Below are 21,800 nucleotides of genomic sequence, written 5' to 3'. Positions count from 1 at the left end.
ACCCATCACCAACGTCATAGGCTGGGAATATCAATAAGGGAGAGGTATCAATGGGCAGACGCTTCATAGTCTGTATATTCGCGCTGGTGGCGTTTTCGGCCAGTGCTGCGCATGGTGTTCACGGTGGCCATAACGGGCAGTCGGTGAGCGCTGGCGCCGACGGCGGCAACGGTTCGAACGGCGGCGATATCGATAATTCCTCGGGTCGGGCAGGGTGCCCTGGCGGCACCGATCCCGATAAGCACGGTCATTTTTATCTCCCTGGCACCAGCGAACCCTGCAATCCTGGGCCCCAGGATGCAGAGAAAGTCGGGTCTTCCCGCTAGCGTTCAGCTCAGATCGTGCAGCGCTTTGTCCAGCGGCGGGGAAAGCTGAATATCCTGAAACGCAACCGCCAGTCCGCCACGCTCCGGTGAGCAGCACATGACGCCCGCTTTCACCGGGCCTGGCGGAAAGTAGCCGAGCCGCAGCAGCGGCCAGTGCTCGCCGTCGGTTGAATACTGCAGCCTTAACGCGTCGCCCTTGCGGGTCAGCCGCAGCCAGAAGGTGCGCGGGTCGCCGGGGAAAAGCCCGGTGGCCCAGTCGGAGTGGGTTAGCGTCAGTACGCTGCCGATGGCCGGGGCATCGTCATTGAATTCAATTCCCGCCTTCAGCCAGGTCTGCTCGTCGGCCATCATCATCAGCCCGGCCTGGTCGTAAAGCGTGGTGAAATCCGCACAGATTTTTGCCTGCAGGGTAAAATCGCCCGCCACTTCTGCGGCATAGAGATGGCCAGAGAAGCGCTCGAAGCCATACCAGGTATGGCGCCAGAAGTCGGTATGCTTATTAGTGACCACCGTCAGGCCGTCGGCATCGCGGCGCCACTCGGCAGGTTCATTGATCCAGTGAAAGTACGGCTGCATTTTTCCTCCGGGATATGCTTTCAGACAGGGTTATAACAGCGACTGCAGCGCGGGTGACGCCATGCTGGCCTCAAAGGGAATAATCTCTGTACGGGCGAGACCCAGCTGCTGGAAGGGATCCTGGCTCAGACGCGCTTGCAGAGTTTCCCGGCTATCGCATTTTGCCAGAATGACGCCGCCGGTGCGGGGAATACGGCGGCCGGAGGCGAGAAAGAGGCCGTCGGCATAGCCTTTTTTGAGCCATTCGATGTGGGCGGGGATCGCACGGTCAACCTCTTCGAGCGGTTTTATATACGTTAAAACAACCACATAAATCGTACTCATCCTGAAAGCCCTGGCAATCCAATGGGATCTCCAGCCTGACATATTTCGATGATGGATAAAAGAAAACGCGGCATTTTTCCGTGCTATTTAGCAGGGATGGCGGGGCGCAACATCCCGGATGCTCATCGCAGACGTGAATTAATATATATGTTTTTTCGCATGTATATTGATCTTTCTTTGTGGCCCCGTATGCTGTCCGTCACGCTTGAGGAGAAATCATGTCTTTATTGCCCCTGCAACTGTTCAAAAACCTCGCCGATGAAACTCGGCTGGGGATCGTATTGCTGCTCAAGGCGCGTGGAGAGCTGTGCGTGTGCGATCTCTGTACGGCGCTCGCCCAGTCCCAGCCCAAGATCTCCCGCCATCTGGCGATGCTCCGTGAGAGCGGATTGCTGCTGGATCGTAAACAGGGTAAGTGGGTCCATTACCGCCTCTCTCCGCAGATGCCGGCCTGGGCGGCGCAGGTGATTGAGCAGGCCTGGCTCAGTCAGCAGGAGGATGTGCGGCTGATGATCAGCAGACTGGCTGGCGGGGCGGGTTGCCGGTAAAAAATTTATCTTAACATATATGATTTTTCGAATGTGATTGGCGGAGGAACGATGTTGCTGGCAGGTACGATTTTTATCCTGACCCTGGTGCTGGTGATCTGGCAGCCGCGGGGGTTAGGGATCGGCTGGAGCGCGGCATTTGGCGCGGCGCTGGCGCTGGCCACCGGTGGCGTACAGGTAGCCGATATCCCGGTGGTATGGCATATCGTCTGGAATGCGACCGCCACCTTTATCGCCGTTATCATTATCAGCCTGCTGCTTGATGAGTCTGGCTTTTTCGAATGGGCCGCGCTGCACGTTTCCCGCTGGGGAAGAGGCCGGGGTCGTCTGCTGTTTACCTGGATTATCCTGCTCGGCGCGGCTGTGGCGGCGCTGTTTGCCAACGATGGGGCGGCGCTGATCCTCACGCCAATCGTGATTGCCATGCTGCGAGCGCTGGGGTTCAGCAAGGGAACGATGCTGGCCTTTGTCATGGCCGCCGGATTTATTGCCGATACCGCCAGCCTGCCGCTGGTGGTGTCGAATCTGGTGAATATCGTTTCGGCAGATTTCTTTGCCATCGGCTTCAGGGAGTACGCTTCGGTGATGGTGCCGGTCGATCTCGCGGCGATCCTCACCACCCTGGCGATGCTGCACCTGTTCTTTCGCAAGGATATCCCGCCGGCCTGGGATATGGCGTTACTGAAAGCGCCGGCCACGGCAATAAAAGATCCAGCGACGTTCCGCACCGGCTGGGGCGTGCTGCTGCTGTTGCTGGCTGGCTTTTTCATCCTTGAACCGCTGGGGATCCCGGTCAGCGCCATCGCGGCGCTCGGTGCCGGGATCCTGTTTGCTGTCGCGAAGCACGGGCGGGTAATTAACACCGGTAAGGTGCTGCGCGGCGCCCCGTGGCAGATAGTGATCTTCTCGCTGGGAATGTATCTGGTGGTGTATGGTCTGCGAAACGCCGGGTTAACGGACTATCTGACCACGGTGCTGAACATGCTGGCGGAGCGCGGCCTCTGGGCCGCGACGCTGGGCACTGGTGTTCTGTCGGCCTTCCTCTCTTCGATTATGAATAATATGCCCAGCGTACTGGTCGGCGCCCTGTCGATTGATGGCAGCGCGGCAACAGGGACGATCAAAGAGGCCATGATTTATGCCAACGTCATCGGCTGCGATCTGGGGCCCAAGATCACGCCAATTGGTAGCCTGGCCACGCTGCTGTGGCTGCATGTGTTGGCGCAGAAGCACATCACCATCGGTTGGGGGTATTATTTCCGCTGCGGCATCACCATGACCCTGCCGGTGCTGCTTGTGACGCTGGCCGCGCTGGCGCTGCGTCTCTCCTTCAACCAGCCATGAGAACGTACTATGAGCATCACCATTTACCATAACCCTGACTGCGGCACCTCGCGTAATACGCTGGCGCTGATCCGTAACAGCGGCGCCGAGCCCACCATTATCTATTATCTGGAGACGCCGCCGTCGGGTGATGAGCTGCGCCAGCTGCTCGCCGCGATGAGGATCCCGGTGCGCGCGCTGCTGCGGAAAAACGTCGAACCCTACGACGCGCTGGGCCTGGCGGAAGACCGGTTTACTGACGACCAGATAATCGACTTTATGCTTCAGCATCCGATCCTGATTAACCGTCCGATCGTAACGACGCCGCAGGGCACCCGACTCTGCCGCCCGTCAGAGGTGGTGCTGGAGATCCTGACGGCGCCGCAACAAGGCGCATTCGTGAAGGAGGACGGTGAGCCAGTCATTGATGCCGCAGGGCAGCGTGTGAAATAGCGCGCAGAATGGCGCCGGCTGTAGCAGCCGGCATGCCGTGTTAATCCTGCTGTATGGTAGGCTCTCCAGGTATGTAGCGCCTGGATTGCTGACAATATTCTCGCTTAGCGCTATTTCTCCACTATCCAGTCTGTTTCCCTTACTTTTCCTGCCGTTATACACCGCCTCTGCGCCGGTGGTTTATGTCTCTCGATAAATTATTAACTGTTTGTTTTTAATGGGTAAAATTTCGTTTTGTGCGTAATGATATAAAGTCAACGTCGTTTGCATTATTGCGAACATTAAATCTGTAAAACTAGATGTTTGTCGACTTTTCATCTAAAAAGGGAAGGTAAGGGGCTGGACAAAACCATTGCGTGGTTATCAAATGGTTAAAAATGCTCGTGTTTGATGTTAATACAAACAAATTATAAATCGTCAGCCTGCTTTATACGGTTAACTTGCGCTGCGGCGCACCTTACCTGGAGAATTTATGCATTCCTCTGTTAATAAAAACGAAAGCCGTACCTTTTTCGGCCATCCTTATCCGCTGGGCTCCCTGTTCTTCACTGAAATGTGGGAGCGCTTCTCGTTTTACGGCATCCGTCCTTTACTGATCCTGTTTATGGCGGCGACAGTGTACGACGGCGGCATGGGCCTGGCGCGAGAGAACGCCTCGGCGATCGTTGGGATTTTTGCCGGCAGTATGTATCTGGCCGCGCTGCCGGGCGGCTGGCTGGCGGATAACTGGCTTGGCCAACAACGCGCCGTCTGGTACGGCTCTATCCTGATCGCCCTGGGGCACCTGTCGATCGCTCTGTCAGCATGGCTGGGCAACGATCTGTTCTTTATCGGTCTGATGTTTATCGTCCTGGGTTCCGGGTTGTTTAAAACCTGTATCTCGGTGATGGTCGGCACCCTGTATAAAAAGGGCGACGCGCGCCGCGACGGTGGTTTTTCGCTGTTCTATATGGGGATCAACATCGGCTCGTTTATCGCGCCATTGATCTCTGGCTGGCTTATCAAATCGCATGGCTGGCACTGGGGCTTCGGCATCGGGGGGATCGGGATGCTGGTGGCGCTGATCATTTTCCGTGTCTTTGCCGTACCGTCGATGAAGCGCTATGACGCGGAGGTTGGCCTCGATTCCACCTGGAACAGCCCGGTGGCGAAAAAGAATGGCGTTGGAGCGTGGCTGCTGGCGCTGGCTCTGGGAGTGGCGGTGCTGGTCACGCTTATCAGCCTGGGCACGATCGTGATTAACCCGGTGGCGGTGGCCAGCGTGCTGGTCTATGTAATTGCCGCCTCCGTGGCGCTCTATTTCATCTGGCTGTTCGTCTTCGCCGGACTCAACCGTAAAGAGCGGGCGCGCCTGCTGGTATGCTTTATTTTGCTGGTCTCGGCGGCCTTTTTCTGGTCCGCGTTTGAACAGAAACCGACCTCCTTCAACCTGTTTGCTAACGACTACACCAACCGGATGATCGGCGATTTTGAGATCCCCGCGGTCTGGTTCCAGTCGATTAACGCCTTGTTTATCATTCTCCTCGCGCCGGTATTCAGCTGGGCGTGGCCTGCGCTGGCGCGTAAAAACGTTCGTCCGGGCAGTATGACCAAATTCGTGATTGGCATCCTGTGCGCAGCGGCGGGCTTTGGCCTGATGATGCTGGCGGCGCAGAACGTTCTGAGCAACGGCGGGGCCGGTGTGTCGCCGCTGTGGCTGGTGGGCAGCATCCTGATGCTGACGCTCGGTGAACTGTGCCTCAGCCCGATTGGGCTGGCGACCATGACTCTGCTGGCGCCGGAGAGAATGCGCGGCCAGATGATGGGGCTGTGGTTCTGCGCCAGCGCGCTGGGTAACCTGGCGGCGGGCCTGATCGGCGGTCATGTGAAGGCCGATCAACTGTCGCTGCTGCCGGACCTCTTCGCCCGCTGCTCCATCGCATTGCTGATCTGCGCCGCCGTGCTGGCCGTGCTGATTGTCCCGGTCCGCCGGATGCTGGAGAACAGCCGGTCCAGCGCCGCGCAAAAATCCCTCAGCAACGCCTGACGCGATCCTCAGGCCGGCCCTACGGGGCCGGCTTGTTTTTGTCCAATCCCCGCCCCAGCAGAACAAAATCCCCTTTTCACAATGCGCGATGTCCCATAACGTGAGCGTGTTCTTTGAAATCACGTCGCTTTCCGGTCCATAGTGTAGTCAGGTTTACTATGTGGTTAATATAAGGACACACCTATGCCAGCAGTCATTGATAAAGCATTGGATTTCATCGGTGGTATGAATACGTCTGAGCCAGTACCACAGTCTATGGATGAAAGTACCGCGAAGGGAATTCTCAAATATTTAAAAGAACTGGGCGTACCAGTCACCCCGGCCGACGTCGCTGCGCGCGGCCAACAGCAGGGCTGGAGCGCTGGGTTTACCGACAAAGTGGCGGAGTGGGCTGAACGGGTCGCCGCCGGCGAACGGCTGGTGATTAAGCATCCGGAATTCTTTTCCACCTATATGCGGGAAGAGCTGCGCGCCCTGGTGTAATCGCCGCGCATCTACCCCGCCCCTTCAGCTTAATGCCTTCCCCTATTGGGAAGGCATTCTTGTTACTGCCCTCGATAGCCGCCGCCCAGGGCTTTGATCAGGGTAATGTCGGTGCTTAGCCGCTGGGTCTCAATGTCCAGCAGCAACAGCTGCTGGGCGAGGACCGCCCGGCGGGCTTCTTCGGCGGCGTAGCGGCTGAGGAGGCCGCGCTGATAATGAGCGCGAGCGCTATCGGTGGTGGTCTGCGCCGCGGTGACTTTTAGCTGCTGCAGCGCGCGCTGCTGATTCAGGTCGTTAAGCTGGCTGGAGCTGATAGCGACATCGCGAACCGCATCCAGCACCGCCTGGTTGTACTGTTTGATCAGGATGTTGCTGGCGGTGCGTACCGACTGCAGATTAGCGTTCAGACGACCGCCGTCGAAGATCGGCAGATACAGCCCGGGCAGCAGGTTGATCTGCTGGAAAGAGGACTTAAACAGATCCCCGACGCTCAGAGCGTTATAGCCCCAGAACGCTTTGATATCAAAATGGGGATAGAAGGCCGCTTTCGCCGCATCGACCTGGCTCAGGGAGGCGGTGACGTAGCCGCGCAGCGCCTGCAGGTCCGGACGGCGGGCCAGCAGCTCGAAAGAGAGCGACGGCGGCAGCGTCTCCTGGAGCGCCGGCAGCGCCACCGGATGGATGGCCGGCATGCTCTGCGCATCGGCGCCGATCAGCGCCCGCAGGGTTTCACGATACTGGGTCAGCATCCCCTCGGCGCTAATGATCTGCTGGCGAGCGGCGAGCTGTTCGGCCTGGGCGTTGGCCACATCCACACTGTCTTCCAGGCCGCGCCGGGTCCGGTGCTCGTGGGCTTCCACCGAGAATCGGGCAATGCCCTCCAGCTCCTGCAGCAGCGCGATTTTCTGGAACGTCGCCTGCATGGCGAAATAGAGCTGCGCCACGCTGCTGGCGATGTCGAGCTCAATGCCGGCGGTCTCCGCCAGCCGGGCGTTTTTCTCGCCAATAGCGGCGGCGACCCGTGCGCGATCGGCCCCCCAGAGATCGATATTCAGCTGCGCCCCGACGCCAACGGTATTCAGCGTATACCAGGGGCCGTTTTTATCCACCGGCAGGGAGTATGAGTAGGGCCAGCTAAAGGATTTGTCGGTGATCCGCAGGCGGTTTTGCGCCGCGACGGCGGTGGCCTGCAGGCCCATCGCCGACCGGGCGAGTTCCACCGTGGACTGCGACTGGGAGATGCGCAGCCGGGCGGCCTGCATGGTCGGCGAGTTCTGCAGCGCCCGGTTGATCAGCATATTGAGCTGAGGATCATCATAGGCCTCCCACCAGCGGGCGGCCGGCCAGTCGCTGTTCGCCAGGTGGATCACCTGCGCCAGCTGGGCCTGCTGCGGATTGACGATGGCGACCTGGGCAGGCTCATCCTGGATCAGCGCGCAGCCGCTGAGCAGCGTCAGCGTCAGGGTAAAAAGAGTGCCGCGCAGGCGCGCGGAGAAAGGAAGGATCATCATGACGTTTTAGCCTGTTGCTCAGTCGCTATCGGTGTCGGCCCCCAGTCGGGCAGGGCGGTCAGCGCGGCGGCCAGCGCCGGGCCAAAGGGGTTAGTCAGTTCGGCGGTCAGCTGTTCGCCAGGCGCCGTCGCCTCCTGTTCGATACGTTCAGCGTAGCGCCGCAGCTGTTCGGCGCAGCGGGCCAGGGTCGGGTCTCCCGGCGCGGCGTTGAGTCGGTAGCCTTCGCTGAGGCGGGCGATCTCCTCGGCCTGGGCGAGGGTGGCGCGCATCGGCCAGTCTTTCGCCTGGGGCCAGGGGTGAGCATACGTGCCCAGCGGTTCGGCGCGAACCCGGTGGATCAGCGCTTCGCTGTCGGTGAAGGCGACAAGCAGGGGAGCCAGCGGAACCGCCTCCTTCGGGGCGGCGAGGCAGTCCGCCAGCCGGCGATAGAGTGCCGCAAGGCGGGTTTTCAGCTGCGGCGCTTCGCTGTCCGGCCAGAGATACAAATGAACAATGGAGGAGACCAGCACCCCGAGCAGGATGCCCAGCACCCGATCCCGGAGCTCGGTGAGGTTCGTCAGCGGAGCAAACCAGCTGAGAAAGGCCAGCGCAAAGGTGAAACCAATCTGGATCCCGGCGTAGGCGATACGCTCCGAGCCGGCGGCAATCCACGCCGCCAGCGCCAGCACCGGCAGGGACATCGCCAGCAGGCCCGTCAGCGAATCGGTCCAGGGCTGGACAAAGACGATTAACAGCAGCGCCAGCAGGGAGGCGAGCAGCGCCCCGCCGATGCGCAGCCATGTCTTTTGCATCGTGGCGCCCAGCCCGGGCTGGGCGACGATCACGCAGCTCAGCATAATGGTATGTAGACCCTGCCAGTCGGCAGCGGTATAGAAGACATAGCAGATTAGGGTCGCCAGCAGGGTCTTGAGCGCAAAATGGAGATATGCCGGGTTGCGCCAGGCGTCCGGCGCCAGCAGGGGCGCCTTCTCCACCTCACCCTGCGGCAGGGCAACCGGCTCACCCTGCGCCAGCCGCTGCAGAGTGGTAGCCATCTCCTGCAGAACAGCGCGATTGACGCCGCGACCGCTGAGCGTCAGGGGAGGAATAGCGCCGTCAAACGGCCCCTCGCTAAGGGCGTTCTTCAGCTGAAGTACCGCCTGCGACAGCTGCTGGCGATCGTCACTATCCGCCTCGTCTGCTTGCAGCAGGGCCGCCAGCTGGTAGCAGCGCAAAGTGGCGGCCAGCCGCGAGCGCCAGGCCTGGGGATCGGCGGCGATCTCCGGTGTCGCCCGGCTGGCCTGGGCGAATAGCGACTGCAGCTGATTGAACTGCGCGGCGGTCTCGCCGAAGGTCGGTGGCGCTTCAGCGTCCGGGGCCGCCAGCCGCCGGGCGACCTCGTGCAGCATCCCGGCCAGACGCGCCTTAAACTGGTTACCGGGAAAGGCCTGCTGAAAGCAGGCGTTGACCAGCAGGGTGACGAGGATCGCGGTGTTAATCGCCACCCACAGCCAAAGCAGCAGCCGCACCAGGATCTCGCTCTGGCTGGTCATCGACGGGAAGGTCTGAGCGTAAATCACCGCCAGCGCCACCACGAAAAAGGCCAGTCCCAGCTTGCCCAGCACCCGCATCAGATAGAGGGCGCAGAAAAAGAGCGCCACGGAGGCTGCCAGGCGGATCAGCGGGTAGTCATAGGTCCACTTGATGATCAGCAGCACGCCGCCGAGCGCCACGGTGACGGTGACAAAAAAGACCACGCTGACCAGCTTAATCATCAACACGTTAGGCTGGCTGACGTAGAACACGACGATCAGCGCAACGGCCAGGAAAGGGATCTGCAGGGTCATAAACAGGGTGATGAGCACCGCGCAGCTTAGCGTCAGGCGCAGCGTGTAGCTGGCGCGTCCCGGCGCGTCGCGCAGTTCCTGGCGTAAAAAATGGGCGAGAGGAAACATAGCGTCGCCCGGCTACGGCTGCAGCACGGCGCTGGCCGAGGCGCCCATGCGGAACAGTTCCGGGTCGGGATCGCTGACGGCGATTTTCACCGGGAAGCGCTGCGAGACGTGGACCCAGTTAATGCTTTTCTGGATCAGCGGCAGCCCTTCGATGACGCTCCCACCTTCGGGCAGGACCCCGGAGCCGACCGAATCCACCACCCCGTTAAAGGTCCGGTTGTGGTTGGTCATCACGGTGATCCGCGCCGCCACGCCGGGGCGCACGTTGTTCAGGTCGGTTTCGCGGAAGTTCGCGATCACATACCAGCGGTCGTCATCCAGCAGGGTGAAGACCGGCTTCAGCGCCGAGGCGTACTGGCCGACGGTGGTTTTCAGCGCCACCACCACGCCGTTGAACGGCGCGCGCACTTCGGTAAATTCCAGATGCAGTTCAGCGAGGGCGATTTGCGCCAGGACCCCGGCGCGTTGCGCCACCATGGCATCCACGCCGGTCACGGCCGCCGAGGCCTGTTTGGCCTGCAGCAGCGTGGCCTCCAGCTCCGCCCGCGCCGCTTTCTCAGCGGTGCGCGCCTGATCGAGATCTTCCTGGGAAGCGAACCCCTGCGGCACCAGCGGCTCAAGGCGGATACGCGTGGAGGTGGTCTGCTTAACCAGCGCTCTGGCGCGCTCGACGGCGGCCGCCACCGACTGGGCGTTATACTCCTGCGCTTTGATGGTGCGCTGGGTCAGCATGATCTGCGCGTCGAGGGTCGTCAGCCGGGCCTTCGCGTCATCGAGCATTGCCTGATAGGGGCGGGGGTCGATGCGGAACAACAGATCGCCTTTTTTCACCCGCTGGTTATCGCGAATGGGCATCTCCACGATGCGTCCGCTGACCTCGGGCACTACATCGATGGTATCGGCATAGACATAGGCGTCATTGGTCTCCGGCGAGGTTTGCAACTGCCAGATAACGAGGATCAGCGCCAGGATGGCGGCAAGGACCAGCGCCAGCAGAGGCCACTTTTTGCGTAACAGGGAAGTGCGGGAAGTTGTCATAAGCGATCAGTGAACAAAAAACAGAAACCACAGCAACGTGGCGAACAGGAACATCAGCGCGACGTAGCTGAAGACCAGGGGAGAAAAGCGCGGCTGCCTGCCTTTACGGGTAATCAGGATATGGCAGGGGATCAGTAAAAACGCACCGCCCAGTAAGCAGAAAAACCAGCCGGGAAAAGCAGCGCCCAATACCGGGATCTCTGGCGAAAGTGAGCAGCCGGAAAGCGGCAAGACGAGCAGTAACCGCGCCGGGCGGGCGATGGTGGCAATATGATTCAATGGAACATCCCTGAGTGATCATACCAGTGTGTCATGAGTGTAATCGCCTCGTTGCGGGAATGAAAGTCAACCGATCGTTGACTGCGGGATCCTTGCGCGATGGGAGAGCATGATGTGAGGCGTCAATTCCCGCGCTTGCGCATAGTCAGCCGCCACGGCGAGGGCTATGCTTAGCCTGAAAGATAAAAACGACCGAGGCAATGTCATGGATAAGGAATTACTGGAAGCCGGCTACCGGGCCTACACCGGGGAGAAAATCGACGTCTACTTTAATACGGCGATCTGTCAGCATTCCGGGAACTGCGTGCGCGGCAGCGCGAAGCTCTTCAACCTGAAGCGTAAGCCGTGGATTATCCCGGATGAAGTGGATGTCGCGACGGTGGTAAACGTGATTGATACCTGCCCGAGCGGCGCTCTGCAATATCGTCATAAATAAGCGAGGAGAAGATGGAAATACTGGAAGGGCATAACAAATTTTATGTTAACGACGCGCAGGGAAACCAGGTGGCGGAGATTGTTTTTGTTCCCACCGGCGAACACCTCAGCATTATCGAACATACCGATGTTGATCCCAGCCTGAAAGGCCAGGGCGTGGGGAAACAGCTGGTGGCGAAGGTAGTGGAAAAAATGCGCCAGGAGCAACGGAAGATTATCCCTCTCTGCCCGTTTGCCAAACATGAATTCGATAACACCCGCGAATACGACGATATTCGCGCATGACGTACCGGCACCGGTGCTAACCGGTGCGCTTTTCTCGCACCCTCAACGTTTCGCCGGATCGCGCTGGTGGGAAAAGCGGCGGATCAGATCCGGGAGATGTTCGCGCCGCATCGGTGGTGAAAACAGATAGCCCTGGAAGCGATCAATCCCCAGCGATTTTAACTGCGTAAATTTCGCCAGTGAATCCACACCTTCCGCCACACAGCGGCTGCCGCTCAACTGGCAGTAGTAGGCCAGGCTTTTTATTAGCGCAAGCGCCTTTGGATCGTGCTGGGCGTCATTGACGATGCTCATATCCAGTTTATACGCATTGAAGTGCAGTCGACGCGCCGGAAAGATAACGCTCCCCTGAGAAAAGCAGTCGTCCAGCATCACGCGCACGCCAGCACGTTGCAGCTGCGCCACGTGGGCGGCGGAGCGGCTCTGATGGCGAAAATCGATAGTTTCAGCATATTCCAGCACCAGCCTTGCCACGCCCTCTGGCTGCCGAAGCTGCTGGCGAGCGGCTTCCACCATCCGCAGCAGGCTGTCACTGTCGGCGAGTGAGGAGGGTATGTTGACCGAAAAATAGAAGGTGCCTGGATACTCATTAATATTCTGCACGGCCTCCTGCAGAACAAAGGCCGTAAGCAGCAGCCAGGTGTAGTCGGCGCGGAAGTGCGGCAGAAAGGTCTGGGGGTGAAGTACCTGGCCGCGGTGGCGCCAGCGGATCAGGATCTCCACCCCCTGTAGCTGTGAGCGACTATCGACGATAGGTTGAAAAACCGGGAAGACCTGGCGATCGTGAATCGCTTGTACCCATTCCTGTTCAAACGCCGTCAGTGCGTTTGCGGGTGAGCGCGGCAGCAGCGTGCGCGGAAAGCGGGGGGCCAGATGCGGATGACATTCCACCAGCTTTTTCACCCCAGCCAGCCGTTGGGTGTAGAGCGTTTTCTGGCTCAATCCGAGACGTTGGGCCTGCTCGCCTATCGTCTGCCCTTGCAGCAGGGCGAGGATCACCTTGAGCTCGGCGTGGGTCAACCCGACGACCCGTTTTCCGTGGATCAGGGCGGCTTCGCTGGCAAGCCGCTCAAGCCGCGGCGCATTCTCCAGCCGATGGGCCAGCTCCGCGCAGGACAGATCGGCGGGGGCAGTATGGACGTTGCGCAGACGATCCGGATGACTCACCTGATAGAGCAGCGTTTGCCACAGCCAGATGGCCGGGCTGCGGCTCAGAATCAACATCGGTAACGGCGGCAAGGCCTCGTCGAGTAGCCTTGCCGCCTGGCGCAGCGTGGTGAGCATCCACAGGGGATCGTCAGGGAGATACACCACGATCCGCTTCACGGCGGCCAGCTCGCGCAGGGACACGCCCTCGACCGGCAGCTCAACGGGCCGCTTCGCGGCGTTCAGCATCAGCTGGCTCAACCCGCGGGCGGCCAGCGAGCAGGGCGAGAGGATATAATCGGTCATCATTGATAGACAAAGGTGATGCCGATGATCGACTGCACGTTGCCGGCGGTAACCTGGCCTGTGGTCCGGGCATAGGTGGCCGTCAGGCCGAGGTTGACCGGCGAGGTGCCGACGGTGCCCAGCGAGACCGTGCTGTTCGCCGGGACGGCGCTGCCGTTGCGCGTCAGCTGAACGCCTATCCCCTGCGCCGGCGAGGCGGAGGCGGTATTGGTGAAGATCGCGTTGGCGCTGTCCGCGGTGGTGCCGGAGAGGTAATACCCCAGCTGCTGGCTTTGCGCGCAGTGGACGGTGAGCGGCACGGCCATCGATCCCGGGTAGTCGGGGAGGGTGACGGTGACATCGCGGGCGGAGACGTCGCAGCCGCCGGTGGGGACCACCACGTCGTTGTTGGCGTAAATGTTCCAGATGAACTGGAAGGAGTCGCTATTGTAGTTGTTGGTCTGATGCAGGATCAGCACCGCGATTAACGATCCTGCGGTGATGGCCACTCCACCGGCAGTGCTCACCGGCGTCAGATACAGGACGGCCGGCCAGGGTTTATCGGTCCGTGAATCATAAATCACCCGCGCGGTTTCCGTGGTGGTCGGGAACGGGTAAGAGGTGCCGTTATATTTCACGGTGCCTGAAAAACTCGACAGCACACCGCCATAGGCGGATCCGCGCTGCAGGGTCACGTAGTCGGTGATCGTTTCCGGATAGTCGTTATGGCAAAAAATCTGCGTGGAGAGGTCGACCACCAGGTTTTGCCCGACGTTCACCGCCGGGGTCAGGTTAACGTAGACGTTGGCTGACCCGCCGCCGATGGGAATCGTCGCCCCGGTGGCCGTTTTGCAGGCAAAGGACCAGGCGTTCATCGACCAGCCCAGCAGCAGCAGGGTGGTGAACAGGGGGATTATTTTTTTCATCATGATGCTCTCCTGGCTCAGGCGTAGGTATAGGTGACGTTAATCACCGCCTGAATGGTGCCTTGCGTGGCGCCGCCGTTGACGGACAGCGCCCTGACCTGCAGCGGGAAGCGAGCGGACTGGCTGGCCTCATCCACCTGTACCGACTGGCTGCTGCCATTGTTCAGCGTGGTGCCGTCCTCGTTCTGCAGTTCGAGCTGAATATTGCCCGCCGTTCCCTGGTTTTTGTAATAGCCGGTGCTGTCCGCCGTTCCGCTGAAGGTGGCTTTCACCCGTGAAGTACCCACGGGGCAGTTGCTCAGATCCAGCGCCACGCTGTGCCAGGCCGATGCCGAGCCCGCACCGATCAGGCTAAAGGTATAGAGATCGCCCAGCTCGACGGTGGCATTGACGGTGGAAACCGTGCAGGGTCTGGCCACCACCTTGCCGTTGACGGTGAGAGTGACGTCGGCCGCCCGCAGGGAAGCGCTCGCGGTTAACAGGCCGGCCAGCAGCCAGCCCACATGAGTCCATTTCATTTCAGCCTCCGCTTACTGAAATTCCAGGGTGAATGTCGCTGTCGCATTGACATGCCCGGCGGTGACGGGCACCTGAGTGGCCATCAGCCGGGCGTAAAAGTTGAGAATATTGGTCTGGCCCGGGGTCAGCGTGGTCCAGGTCATGGTGGATGACGGCGCATTGACCGGCAGCCGGGACTGCTGCTGATCGAGAATTTCCACCCCCATTCCTGCCGCCGCCGAGGCCCCGGCATCGAGTTTTAACAGGCTGGTGTTGATGCTGTCCGCCACGCCGGTGAAACCGACCTTCACCGCGGTGACGGAAGTGCCGCAGGGCGACAGCACGATGCGGAACGGCACCGGCGGCGTCGTCGCCCCAACGGCATAAAACTGCTTCGCGGCGTTATCCTGTAAATCGACAGTAAAATCCTTCGATTCGCCGGCTACCGCGCAGGCGTTATCGCGGACATAGCCGCTGATGGTGATCGTGCTATCGGCGGCAAGCGCAGCCGGTGCGCCCAGGGTGAACAGGGTGCCCAGCAGATACTGCAGTGTTCTCATCATGATCTCCTTAGCGGCACGCGACCGAAAGCTGACTGAGCGCCTGCTGCTGGCTCTCCGGCGGCAGACGGTAATCGGCCACGCACTGAGCGTCCGGGCCATCGCCCCATTTCACCCGCACTTTGCCCGCCAGCGGCATCCCGCTCAGGTAGACCTGGCCGTTGTCCGCGACGATGCTGCCGCTCTGGTTGCTGTCGCCGGTGGCGAGGGCGCCAAACGGCACCGGTTTGCCGCGATGGGTCAGCGTCATCAGGATCTTCATCCCCACCTGGGCGTTAAAGTTGGCGCGGACAATCGCCCCATGGGTGGGCACCACGCTGACCACCGCATCGTCAAGGTCGACATTGTCCGCCAGGGTGTTGGTATCCAGCGCGATCCGGTTTTCACGATACTCAGTGGCATAAGGCAGGACGGCATACCCGCGCCAGTCGGTGCGTACCCCGGTCTGGTTTTCCACTTTCACGCCGCCGGCGCCGGGGGCTTTCACCAGCACCACGGTATCGTTTAACGGTTGGCTAAGGGTGATGCCGTTGGCGTGCGCCAGCACGCCGCCGCTGACCCCGTAATAGAGCTGTTTAAAGCCATCGCTGCGGCTGTAGCCGACGTTGGCGTTGCCGTAGCCGCCGCGGTAGTTGAGGGCGGTGTAGCCTGTGCTCCCGTTGTCGCCGTTGCCGCCGCCGGCATAGCCGGTCTGCACGCTATAGCTGAGGTTGTTGTCTTCCAGCAGGGTGCCGTACAGGCCTGCCAGATTGGTCATGCGGCCATTGAGATCGTGCGACAGGCTGTAGCTGGCGCTGGCGTGCCGCCAGACCGAGCGGCTGTCGGAACGCAGCCAGTGGCTGAAGGGGATATTGATATTGATCGCCAGCATTTGATCGCGCCCCTGCTGCCAGGCGTTTTTTGTCAGGCTGTAGCTTAGCGACCAGTTGATATCGTCCACGGCGGCGTTGAGGCCGGCCTGCAGCTGCTCATCGGCATCGTCGGTGCCCCAGTAAGTCTGGTGGCTACCGCTGAGATAGAGGGTGGCGGTGCGCCCCAACTGCTGAGTCACGCTCAGCTGCACCTTGCCGCGCTTGCTGTAAGCCAGATTGTAGTAGTCGGTAAATTTCGGTTTTACCTGGATAACGCCGTCCTGGGTTTCCACACTGTAGCCGCTCATCCGGCGGTAAGTGGTATCGGCAAAGTTATAATAGCCGCGGGTAGAGTAGCGGTAGCCCACCAGCTGCAGGTTGGTGCCGGTCTCATCCAGGGATTTGTTATAGAGAAAACGCACCGACTGCCCCTGATGTTCGCTGTCGTCAGCCAGGGTGGCGTTGGCCTGAGTGATATCCAGCGACAGGGCGCCGAAATAGCCCATGTTTTTCCCCACCCCAAGGTTAAAGGCGCGATAGCGGTCTGCCAGCTGGGTGCCGCCGTAGAGCGTCCAGCCTGCCGGCAGGCCATGCATGGCCGTGCCCTGGAAAAAATCGGGCGTTTCCTGCTGACTGTTGCCGCTGCGGTACTCCCCGGCGGTGAGGGCGAAGCGGGTATGGCCTTCACGCTGGAGAACCGGCACCGTTGACCAGGGCACGCTGAAGACCTGGCGGGAGCCATCCGCTTCTTTGATCGTGACCTGCAGATCGCCGCCATTGCCCGCGGCGTAGAGATCGTCGATGGTAAATGGTCCCGGCGGCACTGTGCTCTGATAGATTTCGTAGCCGTTTTGCCTGATTGACACCTGCGCCGTGCCGCGGGCGATCCCGTGGATCACCGGCGCAAAGCCTTTCTGGCTGTCCGGTAGCATATTGTCGTCGGAGGCCAGCTGGGCGCCGCGGAAGTTGATCCCGTCGAATACATCGCCGTTGGTGTAGCTGTCCCCTAGGGTGAGTCGCGAACGCAGAGGTGTGATGTCCCGCTCAAGCCAGCTGTTAACGTGCTGCCAGCGATTCTCGTTGGATGAGGTGCTACCGCCGCTGCTGTAGCTCCAGGTGCTGTTATCGCGCAGACGCCAGGCGCCAATGTTCAGGCCGCTCTGTAGATTCAGATAGGCGTAACGGCTGCTGCCACCTGTGGTGTTATGGGCGTTATTGCCCGTGAAGTTATAGTTAATCAGCCCGGCGGTGATACCGTTATCCCACAGCTCCGGCGGAATATAGCCGCGCGCATGGTTACCCATAAATGCCTGGGGGACGGTGAGGTACAGGCGTTGCTGTCCGACGTCGAAGCGCGTGGTAGCTTCGCTGATAAGCGTGGTCAGCGGCACGCAGGCCGTGCTGTCCAGCGTCGCCATGCCTGGCACCCGACCGGTATCCACACCCATGCTCGCCAGCTGGCCGCGCGTCAGGCAGGGTGACAGACCGTGACCTTGGGCATCGGCCTGGAAGGTGACGTCCCGGGTGGTCATAAAACCATTGTTGAGATAAATATCGACGCGATAGGTGCCTGGCGGAACCTCCTGGCCTTTTTCAAATCCCGACAGGTCAGCCACCGCCGCCGGATCGTCAGCTAAAAAGCGGGGGTTAAAATAGAGGTCCGCCCGCGCGGCAAACGGCTGTGAGCAGAGCCACAGCGCCAGCGCCGGAGATACCAGGCGCCGGGCAGTTCGGCAACCTAAATGATCCAGTCCATATTTCCGATGTGACATTATCCCTCCGGTCCGACGTTGCCCGGCTGTCATTGCTTCTGGTCATGCGCAGCGTGTCCCGCGCGGCGGGGCGCTTCTGGGTTAGCGCAGCACGCCATTCATTTTCGGCGTCAGCGCGCCGTAATCATTAATCGTGCGATAGGTGATGGTGTTCCCGGCATCCGCGGGTAGCTTGACGCTGGTTTTGCCCATCGGCGGTACGAGGGCGTTCTCCAGAATGCGTGTCCCGGCGTTCAGTTCGGTCACCGTCAGGTAATAGGGGGTGGGGTTCGTCAGCGTCAGCGACGATCCGCTACGGCTAAAGGTCAGCTTTTCCGCCGCTTGATCCGGAGGCAGGGCCAGTTTTCCCGGACGGTAGTAGAGCTTGATGCGGCTGATAATCGCCAGCTGCAGGGTATTGTCGCTGAGCTTTGATTTATCCATCGAAGGGATCGCCTTCACGTTCATCCAGAACAGACTTTCCCGATCCTGCGGCAGCTGGTTATTGGTGGCGTCGATAATGCGCAGGGTGTTCTCTTTTTTACCCTGCATGGCAAACAGCGGAGGAGTGATGACAAACCGGCCGTCTCGCTGACCATCGGCATTTTCCACCCATGACTGAATAAGCCAGGTACTGTTGTCATCATTATTGGTCACCGCGAGCTGGACCTGCTTCTGTCCCGCCGGGTAGATAACCCGGGTCGCGCCAAGCGCAACGCCCGCCTGCGCGCTGGCGCTAAAGATACTGGCGGCGAAAAGCACACATCCTGCCAGTAAGCCATGCGCCATCGTTGCCGTTTTTCTCACATTATCTCCTTGTCTGCTCACCGTGTTGTCCTGTTTGTCTGCGGATTAATTACTGATAGGTCAATGAGAACCAGGCCTGGGCATTGGCTGCACCGCCGGTGACCTGGCGTCCGGTCGCCCGATATTTGGCGACGAAATTTAGCGTCGTCGGTCCGCGGTAGAGTGATATCCAGCGATCCGCTGGACGATTGAGCGGGAGCTGCTGGCCCTGGCTGTCGAATAGCGCAATACCGATCCCACTGGCGATCCCCGGACCTTCACCCACCGACAGCACGTCGGGTTTTTTTCCATCAGCCACGCCGTGAAAGGTCACACCCACATGCTGGCTGACCGCCGTACTGCAATCCTGTAAATGAATCGCGAAAGGGATTGGGTTGCTGTCTTCGCCGACAGCATGAAATCGATTACTGCTGATCTGCCCCAGATTGACCGTCATCTGCCGATCGCCGGCTTCGACGCGGCAGGAGCTCGCCATTATCAGGCCCTGAAAACGCATGCTGCCCCCCGGCAGCGTGACGTTCCAATGATTACCGGCCAGCGCCAGCGGAGGCAGTAGCAGCAGCAGACCAGATTTCATTCCCTGCATCGTTTCACTCCGGTTGAAAATAGAGAGCGGGCCCTCCTGGCCCGAATAGCTTCCCTGCCTGACTCGGGTCTTACTCGTACTGCACTTTGAACGTGGCATCCGCGTTCGCTATACCAGCCGTCGCTGCGCCGGTCGCGTAGTAACGTGCCTGGAACGGGATGATGTTGGGGCCGTCATTCAGCGTGGTCGCAGCACTGAAGGTGGCGCCGTCCAGTGCCAGTGGCGTACCGGTATTGTCGAGGATCTGCACGCCGACGTTGGTTGCGCTGCCGGCGGCAGAGTTTTGCAGGGCCAGAACGGTGGTATTGCTGCTGTCGATGGCCGTACCGGCGAAGGCGACGGACGCTTTGGTGGCTACCGTAGTGTCGCAATCATCCAGCTGGATGTTGAAACCGACGGCCGAACTGGTGCTCCCCGCCGTGGCCAGTTTCGCGGAACGCACCTGGCCTAACTGAACGGTTTGATCGATAGAGCCGGCATCCACCGCACAGGCCGCATTAACGACTTCTCCTTTAAAATGCACGGTCCCGCCGTTGACCGTGGTGGTATCGGCCAGAGCTGCCGTGGAGCTCAGTGACAGGGCTGACACAACAATCATTGCCAGTGTTTTGATTTTCATACTGTTTTCCTTTGAACGATGTCGAAATAACGAACCGGATTGGCAGCCGTTGTGCCTTCCAGGCATTTCAGATTTCAGCCGAGTGGTCCGGCTGCCGGCTCTGCACAGTTTTCGCCCAACCGATGAGACAATTGGGGCCATTTTGACTCGTTGGGATAAATGATCTGTATTTTGTGTCAACCTGGTATTCTGTGGTTTTAAATTCTGCTAAATTTGGTTTTTATGGTAATATAATCTGGTGTGGTGGGAGGGGGTGCGAAAGGAATAGCGATGGCGTTGGCGACGGATCGCCGGTGCAGCAGAGATATGGTTAGAGAAAATTGAGTAATTGCAGGTTTAAAAATAGATAATAATCAATGAGATATGATTTTTTTTGCGGAAATATGGCGCAGTGAGTTGCAAAATATGTCAAAACATTTTTATGATATAAACAGTTTGGCCCCAATTGACCTGTTCGTTATTTTTTAATTCTTTAAAATCAATCTGTTATTTCATTTTTCGTCTTCTGGTCTTTTTCCTCTAAAAGATTATTTCTTTCCCAGATGCCAGCGAAACGTGCCGCATTACTGGCGGTGTAACGTACTGTGTGACGAATATTGCGATGTCCTAGATAATCCTGTATCAAACGCGTATCTGTCCCTCTTTCCGCCAGTTCATAGCCGCAGGCGTGACGCAGCATATGGGGGTGAGTGTGCGTGACGGTACCCGCATTTTCCCCGGCGGAGCGAATAATACGATACGCCTGCTGGCGGGAGAGCGCGGTGCCGCGGCGGGAGATAAACAGTGCGTCCGTTTTGTCCGCCGCTTTCCAGCCGGCACGGACCAGGCTCCAGCGCTCAATCGCCTCGCGCTCATCAAAACGCAGTGGATGAATCGTCGAAAAACCATTCTTTAATCGCCGCACATTAACCCGCCCTTCATGGAGATCCAGATCGTGATAATGCAGATCCAGCAGTTCGCTAATGCGCATGCCATGGCGAAAGGCCAGCAGAATGAGGCAGTAGTCCCGTTCGCCGGTAGGGCCCTGACGAGCAGCCTGCATCATGGCCTGAACTTCTTTGGCGGTTAGAAAACGACGTCGGTTCACAATAGTTGCTCCTGAAAATAGGTATGAATGACCGTCACAGCGAAACCATACGCCATGACGAGAAAGGTTCTGTAATGCTAAAACGGTACAGGGTGAAGATGATTAATCACGAATTGATAACATATTACATTGCCAGACACTAAAAATATCGTCGGGTGATAATTCTTAATTTTAAAGATTTTAATCATCGGCTCAATAGTATCTGCGCGGGTTGCCGCCAGGTATATAAAATGAAAGGATATTTTTCATTACCAGCCGCTATTAAAAACACAGCCGCGGTAATTTTTTCCCACCAATAAATACCCAGCCTTATTCCTGAGTAAACGCAGGGTTATATTAACTCTCAGTCATAAGGATTAAATAAGAACTTGTGGGAACAGTAATCCTAATTAATGCAGGGTTAATAATCATGAATATTTTAATTTGTCGACCGATCGCGATACAACGCCATCCATGGCGTCAAGGCTATTGGATCAGCGACGATCGCTGTTTGTCACGGGGATTGTCCCAGATGCCATAGAAGCGTCCCGCATTGCTGGCGGTATACCAGACGGTGTGGCGGATATTGCGATGCCCGAGATAATCCTGAATCAAGCGGGTATCGATCCCCATATTCGCCAACGCAAAGCCACAGGAGTGCCGCAGCATGTGCGGGTGGATCTCCAGTGGCAGCCCCGCCAGTCCCCCTGAGGACGCGATAATCTGATAAAACTGTTGGCGGGAAAGGGGATTACCTTTGCGGGAGAGAAATAGCCATTCGCTGGCGGCCTGCGGCCAGCTGCTGCGAATGGCCAGCCAGCGCTTTAGGGCGTAGATCTCTTTATCCAGCAACGGGTGGGTAGTCGAAAACCCTTTTTTAAGCCGATGGATGTAAACACATCGGGCAGCAAGGTCGATATCCGATATTCGTAGACGACAGATCTCGCTGGCGCGCAGACCATGGATGAAGCACAGTAACGTCAGGCAATAATTACGTGCAGCATAAGGACCGGTATCGGCCGCTTTAAGTAAAGACTCAATTTCATTCTGAGTCAGGAAGTTCCTTTTTTTTATGTCGGCGTTATTCGTCATGGTTTTCCCTTTTATTGCAGGCATATTTTTGGTTTTCCGAGCCTGCGTCAGGTCATTGTTAAATTTGACTGC

General features: G+C 58.9%; 24 protein-coding genes. 8 read left to right on the top strand and 16 right to left on the bottom strand.

Features of this window, described 5'->3' with window-relative positions:
* Positions 1-50 precede the first annotated feature (50 nt).
* Positions 51-326 (top strand): hypothetical protein, encoded by a 276-nt coding sequence (locus HMPREF1024_RS32080; RefSeq protein ID WP_004174494.1) that lies wholly within the window; start codon positions 51-53, stop codon positions 324-326.
* Between the two features lie 3 nt (positions 327-329).
* Here HMPREF1024_RS32080 and HMPREF1024_RS13605 read toward each other — a convergent pair whose 3' ends face one another.
* On the bottom strand, positions 330-902 hold the full coding sequence (locus HMPREF1024_RS13605) for a DUF1349 domain-containing protein (protein WP_009308609.1): 573 nt from the start codon (positions 900-902) through the stop codon (positions 330-332).
* 30 nt (positions 903-932) lie between these two features.
* Entirely contained in the window at positions 933-1,226 is a 294-nt protein-coding gene (locus HMPREF1024_RS13610) for a YciI family protein (protein WP_002916282.1), read from the bottom strand.
* A gap of 218 nt (positions 1,227-1,444) precedes the next feature.
* Here HMPREF1024_RS13610 and HMPREF1024_RS13615 point away from each other — a divergent pair, with 218 nt between their 5' ends.
* The 5 genes from HMPREF1024_RS13615 to HMPREF1024_RS13635 all read left to right on the top strand — a co-directional run bounded on the left by HMPREF1024_RS13615 (position 1,445) and on the right by HMPREF1024_RS13635 (position 6,059).
* A complete protein-coding gene (locus HMPREF1024_RS13615) occupies positions 1,445-1,774 on the top strand; it encodes a metalloregulator ArsR/SmtB family transcription factor (protein ID WP_009308608.1) in 330 nt (109 codons plus the stop codon).
* 51 nt (positions 1,775-1,825) lie between these two features.
* Positions 1,826-3,118 (top strand): arsenic transporter, encoded by a 1,293-nt coding sequence (locus tag HMPREF1024_RS13620; protein WP_009308607.1) that lies wholly within the window; start codon positions 1,826-1,828, stop codon positions 3,116-3,118.
* 9 nt (positions 3,119-3,127) lie between these two features.
* Positions 3,128-3,550: a glutaredoxin-dependent arsenate reductase gene (gene arsC / locus HMPREF1024_RS13625; protein ID WP_009308606.1), complete on the top strand. Its 423-nt coding sequence runs from the start codon at positions 3,128-3,130 to the stop codon at positions 3,548-3,550.
* Positions 3,551-4,022: 472 nt separating this feature from the next.
* Complete coding sequence (locus HMPREF1024_RS13630) at positions 4,023-5,576, top strand: peptide MFS transporter (RefSeq protein ID WP_002916277.1); 1,554 nt, start codon at positions 4,023-4,025, stop codon at positions 5,574-5,576.
* A 183-nt stretch (positions 5,577-5,759) separates the two neighbouring features.
* Complete coding sequence (locus tag HMPREF1024_RS13635) at positions 5,760-6,059, top strand: DUF1889 family protein (protein ID WP_009308605.1); 300 nt, start codon at positions 5,760-5,762, stop codon at positions 6,057-6,059.
* A 62-nt stretch (positions 6,060-6,121) separates the two neighbouring features.
* On the opposite strand, the gene HMPREF1024_RS13640 is transcribed toward HMPREF1024_RS13635, so the two are convergent.
* From HMPREF1024_RS13640 to HMPREF1024_RS13655, 4 genes are read right to left on the bottom strand one after another with little or no spacing between them, the layout of a single operon-like run.
* On the bottom strand, positions 6,122-7,570 hold the full coding sequence (locus tag HMPREF1024_RS13640) for an MdtP family multidrug efflux transporter outer membrane subunit (protein ID WP_009308604.1): 1,449 nt from the start codon (positions 7,568-7,570) through the stop codon (positions 6,122-6,124).
* Complete coding sequence (gene mdtO / locus HMPREF1024_RS13645; RefSeq protein WP_009308603.1) at positions 7,567-9,504, bottom strand: multidrug efflux transporter permease subunit MdtO; 1,938 nt, start codon at positions 9,502-9,504, stop codon at positions 7,567-7,569. Before mdtO ends, HMPREF1024_RS13640 begins: the two co-directional genes overlap by 4 nt.
* A 12-nt stretch (positions 9,505-9,516) precedes the next feature.
* Positions 9,517-10,542: a multidrug transporter subunit MdtN gene (mdtN, locus tag HMPREF1024_RS13650; protein WP_004174502.1), complete on the bottom strand. Its 1,026-nt coding sequence runs from the start codon at positions 10,540-10,542 to the stop codon at positions 9,517-9,519.
* Between the two features lie 6 nt (positions 10,543-10,548).
* Positions 10,549-10,821 carry a YtcA family lipoprotein gene (locus tag HMPREF1024_RS13655; RefSeq protein ID WP_009308602.1) on the bottom strand — a complete coding sequence of 91 codons (273 nt, stop codon included), beginning with the start codon at positions 10,819-10,821 and terminating at the stop codon, positions 10,549-10,551.
* Positions 10,822-11,026: 205 nt separating this feature from the next.
* Here HMPREF1024_RS13655 and yjdI point away from each other — a divergent pair, with 205 nt between their 5' ends.
* Positions 11,027-11,257: a 4Fe-4S mono-cluster protein YjdI gene (gene yjdI, locus HMPREF1024_RS13660; protein ID WP_002916202.1), complete on the top strand. Its 231-nt coding sequence runs from the start codon at positions 11,027-11,029 to the stop codon at positions 11,255-11,257.
* Positions 11,258-11,268: 11 nt separating this feature from the next.
* Positions 11,269-11,541, top strand: a complete 273-nt coding sequence (locus HMPREF1024_RS13665) for a GNAT family N-acetyltransferase (RefSeq protein ID WP_002916201.1) — start codon at positions 11,269-11,271, stop codon at positions 11,539-11,541.
* Positions 11,542-11,583: 42 nt separating this feature from the next.
* Here HMPREF1024_RS13665 and HMPREF1024_RS13670 read toward each other — a convergent pair whose 3' ends face one another.
* The 10 genes from HMPREF1024_RS13670 to fimB all read right to left on the bottom strand — a co-directional run bounded on the left by HMPREF1024_RS13670 (position 11,584) and on the right by fimB (position 21,728).
* Positions 11,584-12,996, bottom strand: coding sequence for an EAL domain-containing protein (locus HMPREF1024_RS13670; protein WP_009308601.1), 1,413 nt, complete (start codon positions 12,994-12,996; stop codon positions 11,584-11,586).
* The gene (locus HMPREF1024_RS13675) at positions 12,993-13,898 is read right to left on the bottom strand and encodes a fimbrial protein (protein WP_004151788.1); all 906 of its coding nucleotides are present in this window, start codon (positions 13,896-13,898) and stop codon (positions 12,993-12,995) included. The genes HMPREF1024_RS13670 and HMPREF1024_RS13675 overlap by 4 nt, the downstream gene beginning before the upstream one ends.
* 17 nt (positions 13,899-13,915) lie before the next feature.
* Positions 13,916-14,401: a fimbrial protein gene (locus HMPREF1024_RS13680; protein WP_004229447.1), complete on the bottom strand. Its 486-nt coding sequence runs from the start codon at positions 14,399-14,401 to the stop codon at positions 13,916-13,918.
* Positions 14,402-14,428: 27 nt separating this feature from the next.
* Complete coding sequence (locus tag HMPREF1024_RS13685; RefSeq protein WP_009308600.1) at positions 14,429-14,956, bottom strand: fimbrial protein; 528 nt, start codon at positions 14,954-14,956, stop codon at positions 14,429-14,431.
* A 10-nt stretch (positions 14,957-14,966) separates the two neighbouring features.
* Positions 14,967-17,579, bottom strand: a complete 2,613-nt coding sequence (locus HMPREF1024_RS13690; RefSeq protein WP_009308599.1) for a fimbrial biogenesis usher protein — start codon at positions 17,577-17,579, stop codon at positions 14,967-14,969.
* 81 nt (positions 17,580-17,660) lie between these two features.
* Entirely contained in the window at positions 17,661-18,386 is a 726-nt protein-coding gene (locus tag HMPREF1024_RS13695) for a fimbria/pilus periplasmic chaperone (protein ID WP_002916192.1), read from the bottom strand.
* A 28-nt stretch (positions 18,387-18,414) separates the two neighbouring features.
* Positions 18,415-18,951: a fimbrial protein gene (locus tag HMPREF1024_RS13700; protein ID WP_009308598.1), complete on the bottom strand. Its 537-nt coding sequence runs from the start codon at positions 18,949-18,951 to the stop codon at positions 18,415-18,417.
* A 70-nt stretch (positions 18,952-19,021) separates the two neighbouring features.
* Positions 19,022-19,570 carry a type 1 fimbrial major subunit FimA gene (gene fimA / locus HMPREF1024_RS13705; RefSeq protein WP_002916190.1) on the bottom strand — a complete coding sequence of 183 codons (549 nt, stop codon included), beginning with the start codon at positions 19,568-19,570 and terminating at the stop codon, positions 19,022-19,024.
* 478 nt (positions 19,571-20,048) lie between these two features.
* A complete protein-coding gene (fimE, locus tag HMPREF1024_RS13710) occupies positions 20,049-20,657 on the bottom strand; it encodes a type 1 fimbria switch DNA invertase FimE (protein WP_002916189.1) in 609 nt (202 codons plus the stop codon).
* Between the two features lie 465 nt (positions 20,658-21,122).
* On the bottom strand, positions 21,123-21,728 hold the full coding sequence (fimB, locus tag HMPREF1024_RS13715; RefSeq protein ID WP_004151951.1) for a type 1 fimbria switch DNA invertase FimB: 606 nt from the start codon (positions 21,726-21,728) through the stop codon (positions 21,123-21,125).
* Positions 21,729-21,800: the final 72 nt, after the last annotated feature.

The organism is Klebsiella sp. 4_1_44FAA (genome assembly GCF_000238715.1).
Classification (GTDB): domain Bacteria; phylum Pseudomonadota; class Gammaproteobacteria; order Enterobacterales; family Enterobacteriaceae; genus Klebsiella; species Klebsiella pneumoniae.
Note: the sequence above shows the minus strand (reverse complement) of the source record. Positions and strands in the feature narration are given on the sequence as shown.

Excerpts from the sequence above, each read along its gene's own strand:
- yjdI (WP_002916202.1), top strand. The coding sequence starts at position 11,027 with ATGGATAAGGAATTACTGGAAGCCGGCTACCGGGCCTACACCGGGGAG.
- HMPREF1024_RS13665 (WP_002916201.1), top strand. The coding sequence starts at position 11,269 with ATGGAAATACTGGAAGGGCATAACAAATTTTATGTTAACGACGCGCAG.
- arsC (WP_009308606.1), top strand. The coding sequence starts at position 3,128 with ATGAGCATCACCATTTACCATAACCCTGACTGCGGCACCTCGCGTAAT.
- HMPREF1024_RS13690 (WP_009308599.1), bottom strand. The coding sequence starts at position 17,579 with ATGTCACATCGGAAATATGGACTGGATCATTTAGGTTGCCGAACTGCC.
- mdtN (WP_004174502.1), bottom strand. The coding sequence starts at position 10,542 with ATGACAACTTCCCGCACTTCCCTGTTACGCAAAAAGTGGCCTCTGCTG.
- fimB (WP_004151951.1), bottom strand. The coding sequence starts at position 21,728 with ATGACGAATAACGCCGACATAAAAAAAAGGAACTTCCTGACTCAGAAT.
- HMPREF1024_RS13685 (WP_009308600.1), bottom strand. The coding sequence starts at position 14,956 with ATGAGAACACTGCAGTATCTGCTGGGCACCCTGTTCACCCTGGGCGCA.
- HMPREF1024_RS13640 (WP_009308604.1), bottom strand. The coding sequence starts at position 7,570 with ATGATGATCCTTCCTTTCTCCGCGCGCCTGCGCGGCACTCTTTTTACC.
- HMPREF1024_RS13610 (WP_002916282.1), bottom strand. The coding sequence starts at position 1,226 with ATGAGTACGATTTATGTGGTTGTTTTAACGTATATAAAACCGCTCGAA.
- HMPREF1024_RS13700 (WP_009308598.1), bottom strand. The coding sequence starts at position 18,951 with ATGCAGGGAATGAAATCTGGTCTGCTGCTGCTACTGCCTCCGCTGGCG.
- HMPREF1024_RS13675 (WP_004151788.1), bottom strand. The coding sequence starts at position 13,898 with ATGAAAAAAATAATCCCCCTGTTCACCACCCTGCTGCTGCTGGGCTGG.
- HMPREF1024_RS13615 (WP_009308608.1), top strand. The coding sequence starts at position 1,445 with ATGTCTTTATTGCCCCTGCAACTGTTCAAAAACCTCGCCGATGAAACT.
- HMPREF1024_RS13620 (WP_009308607.1), top strand. The coding sequence starts at position 1,826 with ATGTTGCTGGCAGGTACGATTTTTATCCTGACCCTGGTGCTGGTGATC.
- HMPREF1024_RS13630 (WP_002916277.1), top strand. The coding sequence starts at position 4,023 with ATGCATTCCTCTGTTAATAAAAACGAAAGCCGTACCTTTTTCGGCCAT.
- mdtO (WP_009308603.1), bottom strand. The coding sequence starts at position 9,504 with ATGTTTCCTCTCGCCCATTTTTTACGCCAGGAACTGCGCGACGCGCCG.
- HMPREF1024_RS13605 (WP_009308609.1), bottom strand. The coding sequence starts at position 902 with ATGCAGCCGTACTTTCACTGGATCAATGAACCTGCCGAGTGGCGCCGC.
- HMPREF1024_RS32080 (WP_004174494.1), top strand. The coding sequence starts at position 51 with ATGGGCAGACGCTTCATAGTCTGTATATTCGCGCTGGTGGCGTTTTCG.
- HMPREF1024_RS13670 (WP_009308601.1), bottom strand. The coding sequence starts at position 12,996 with ATGATGACCGATTATATCCTCTCGCCCTGCTCGCTGGCCGCCCGCGGG.
- HMPREF1024_RS13635 (WP_009308605.1), top strand. The coding sequence starts at position 5,760 with ATGCCAGCAGTCATTGATAAAGCATTGGATTTCATCGGTGGTATGAAT.
- fimA (WP_002916190.1), bottom strand. The coding sequence starts at position 19,570 with ATGAAAATCAAAACACTGGCAATGATTGTTGTGTCAGCCCTGTCACTG.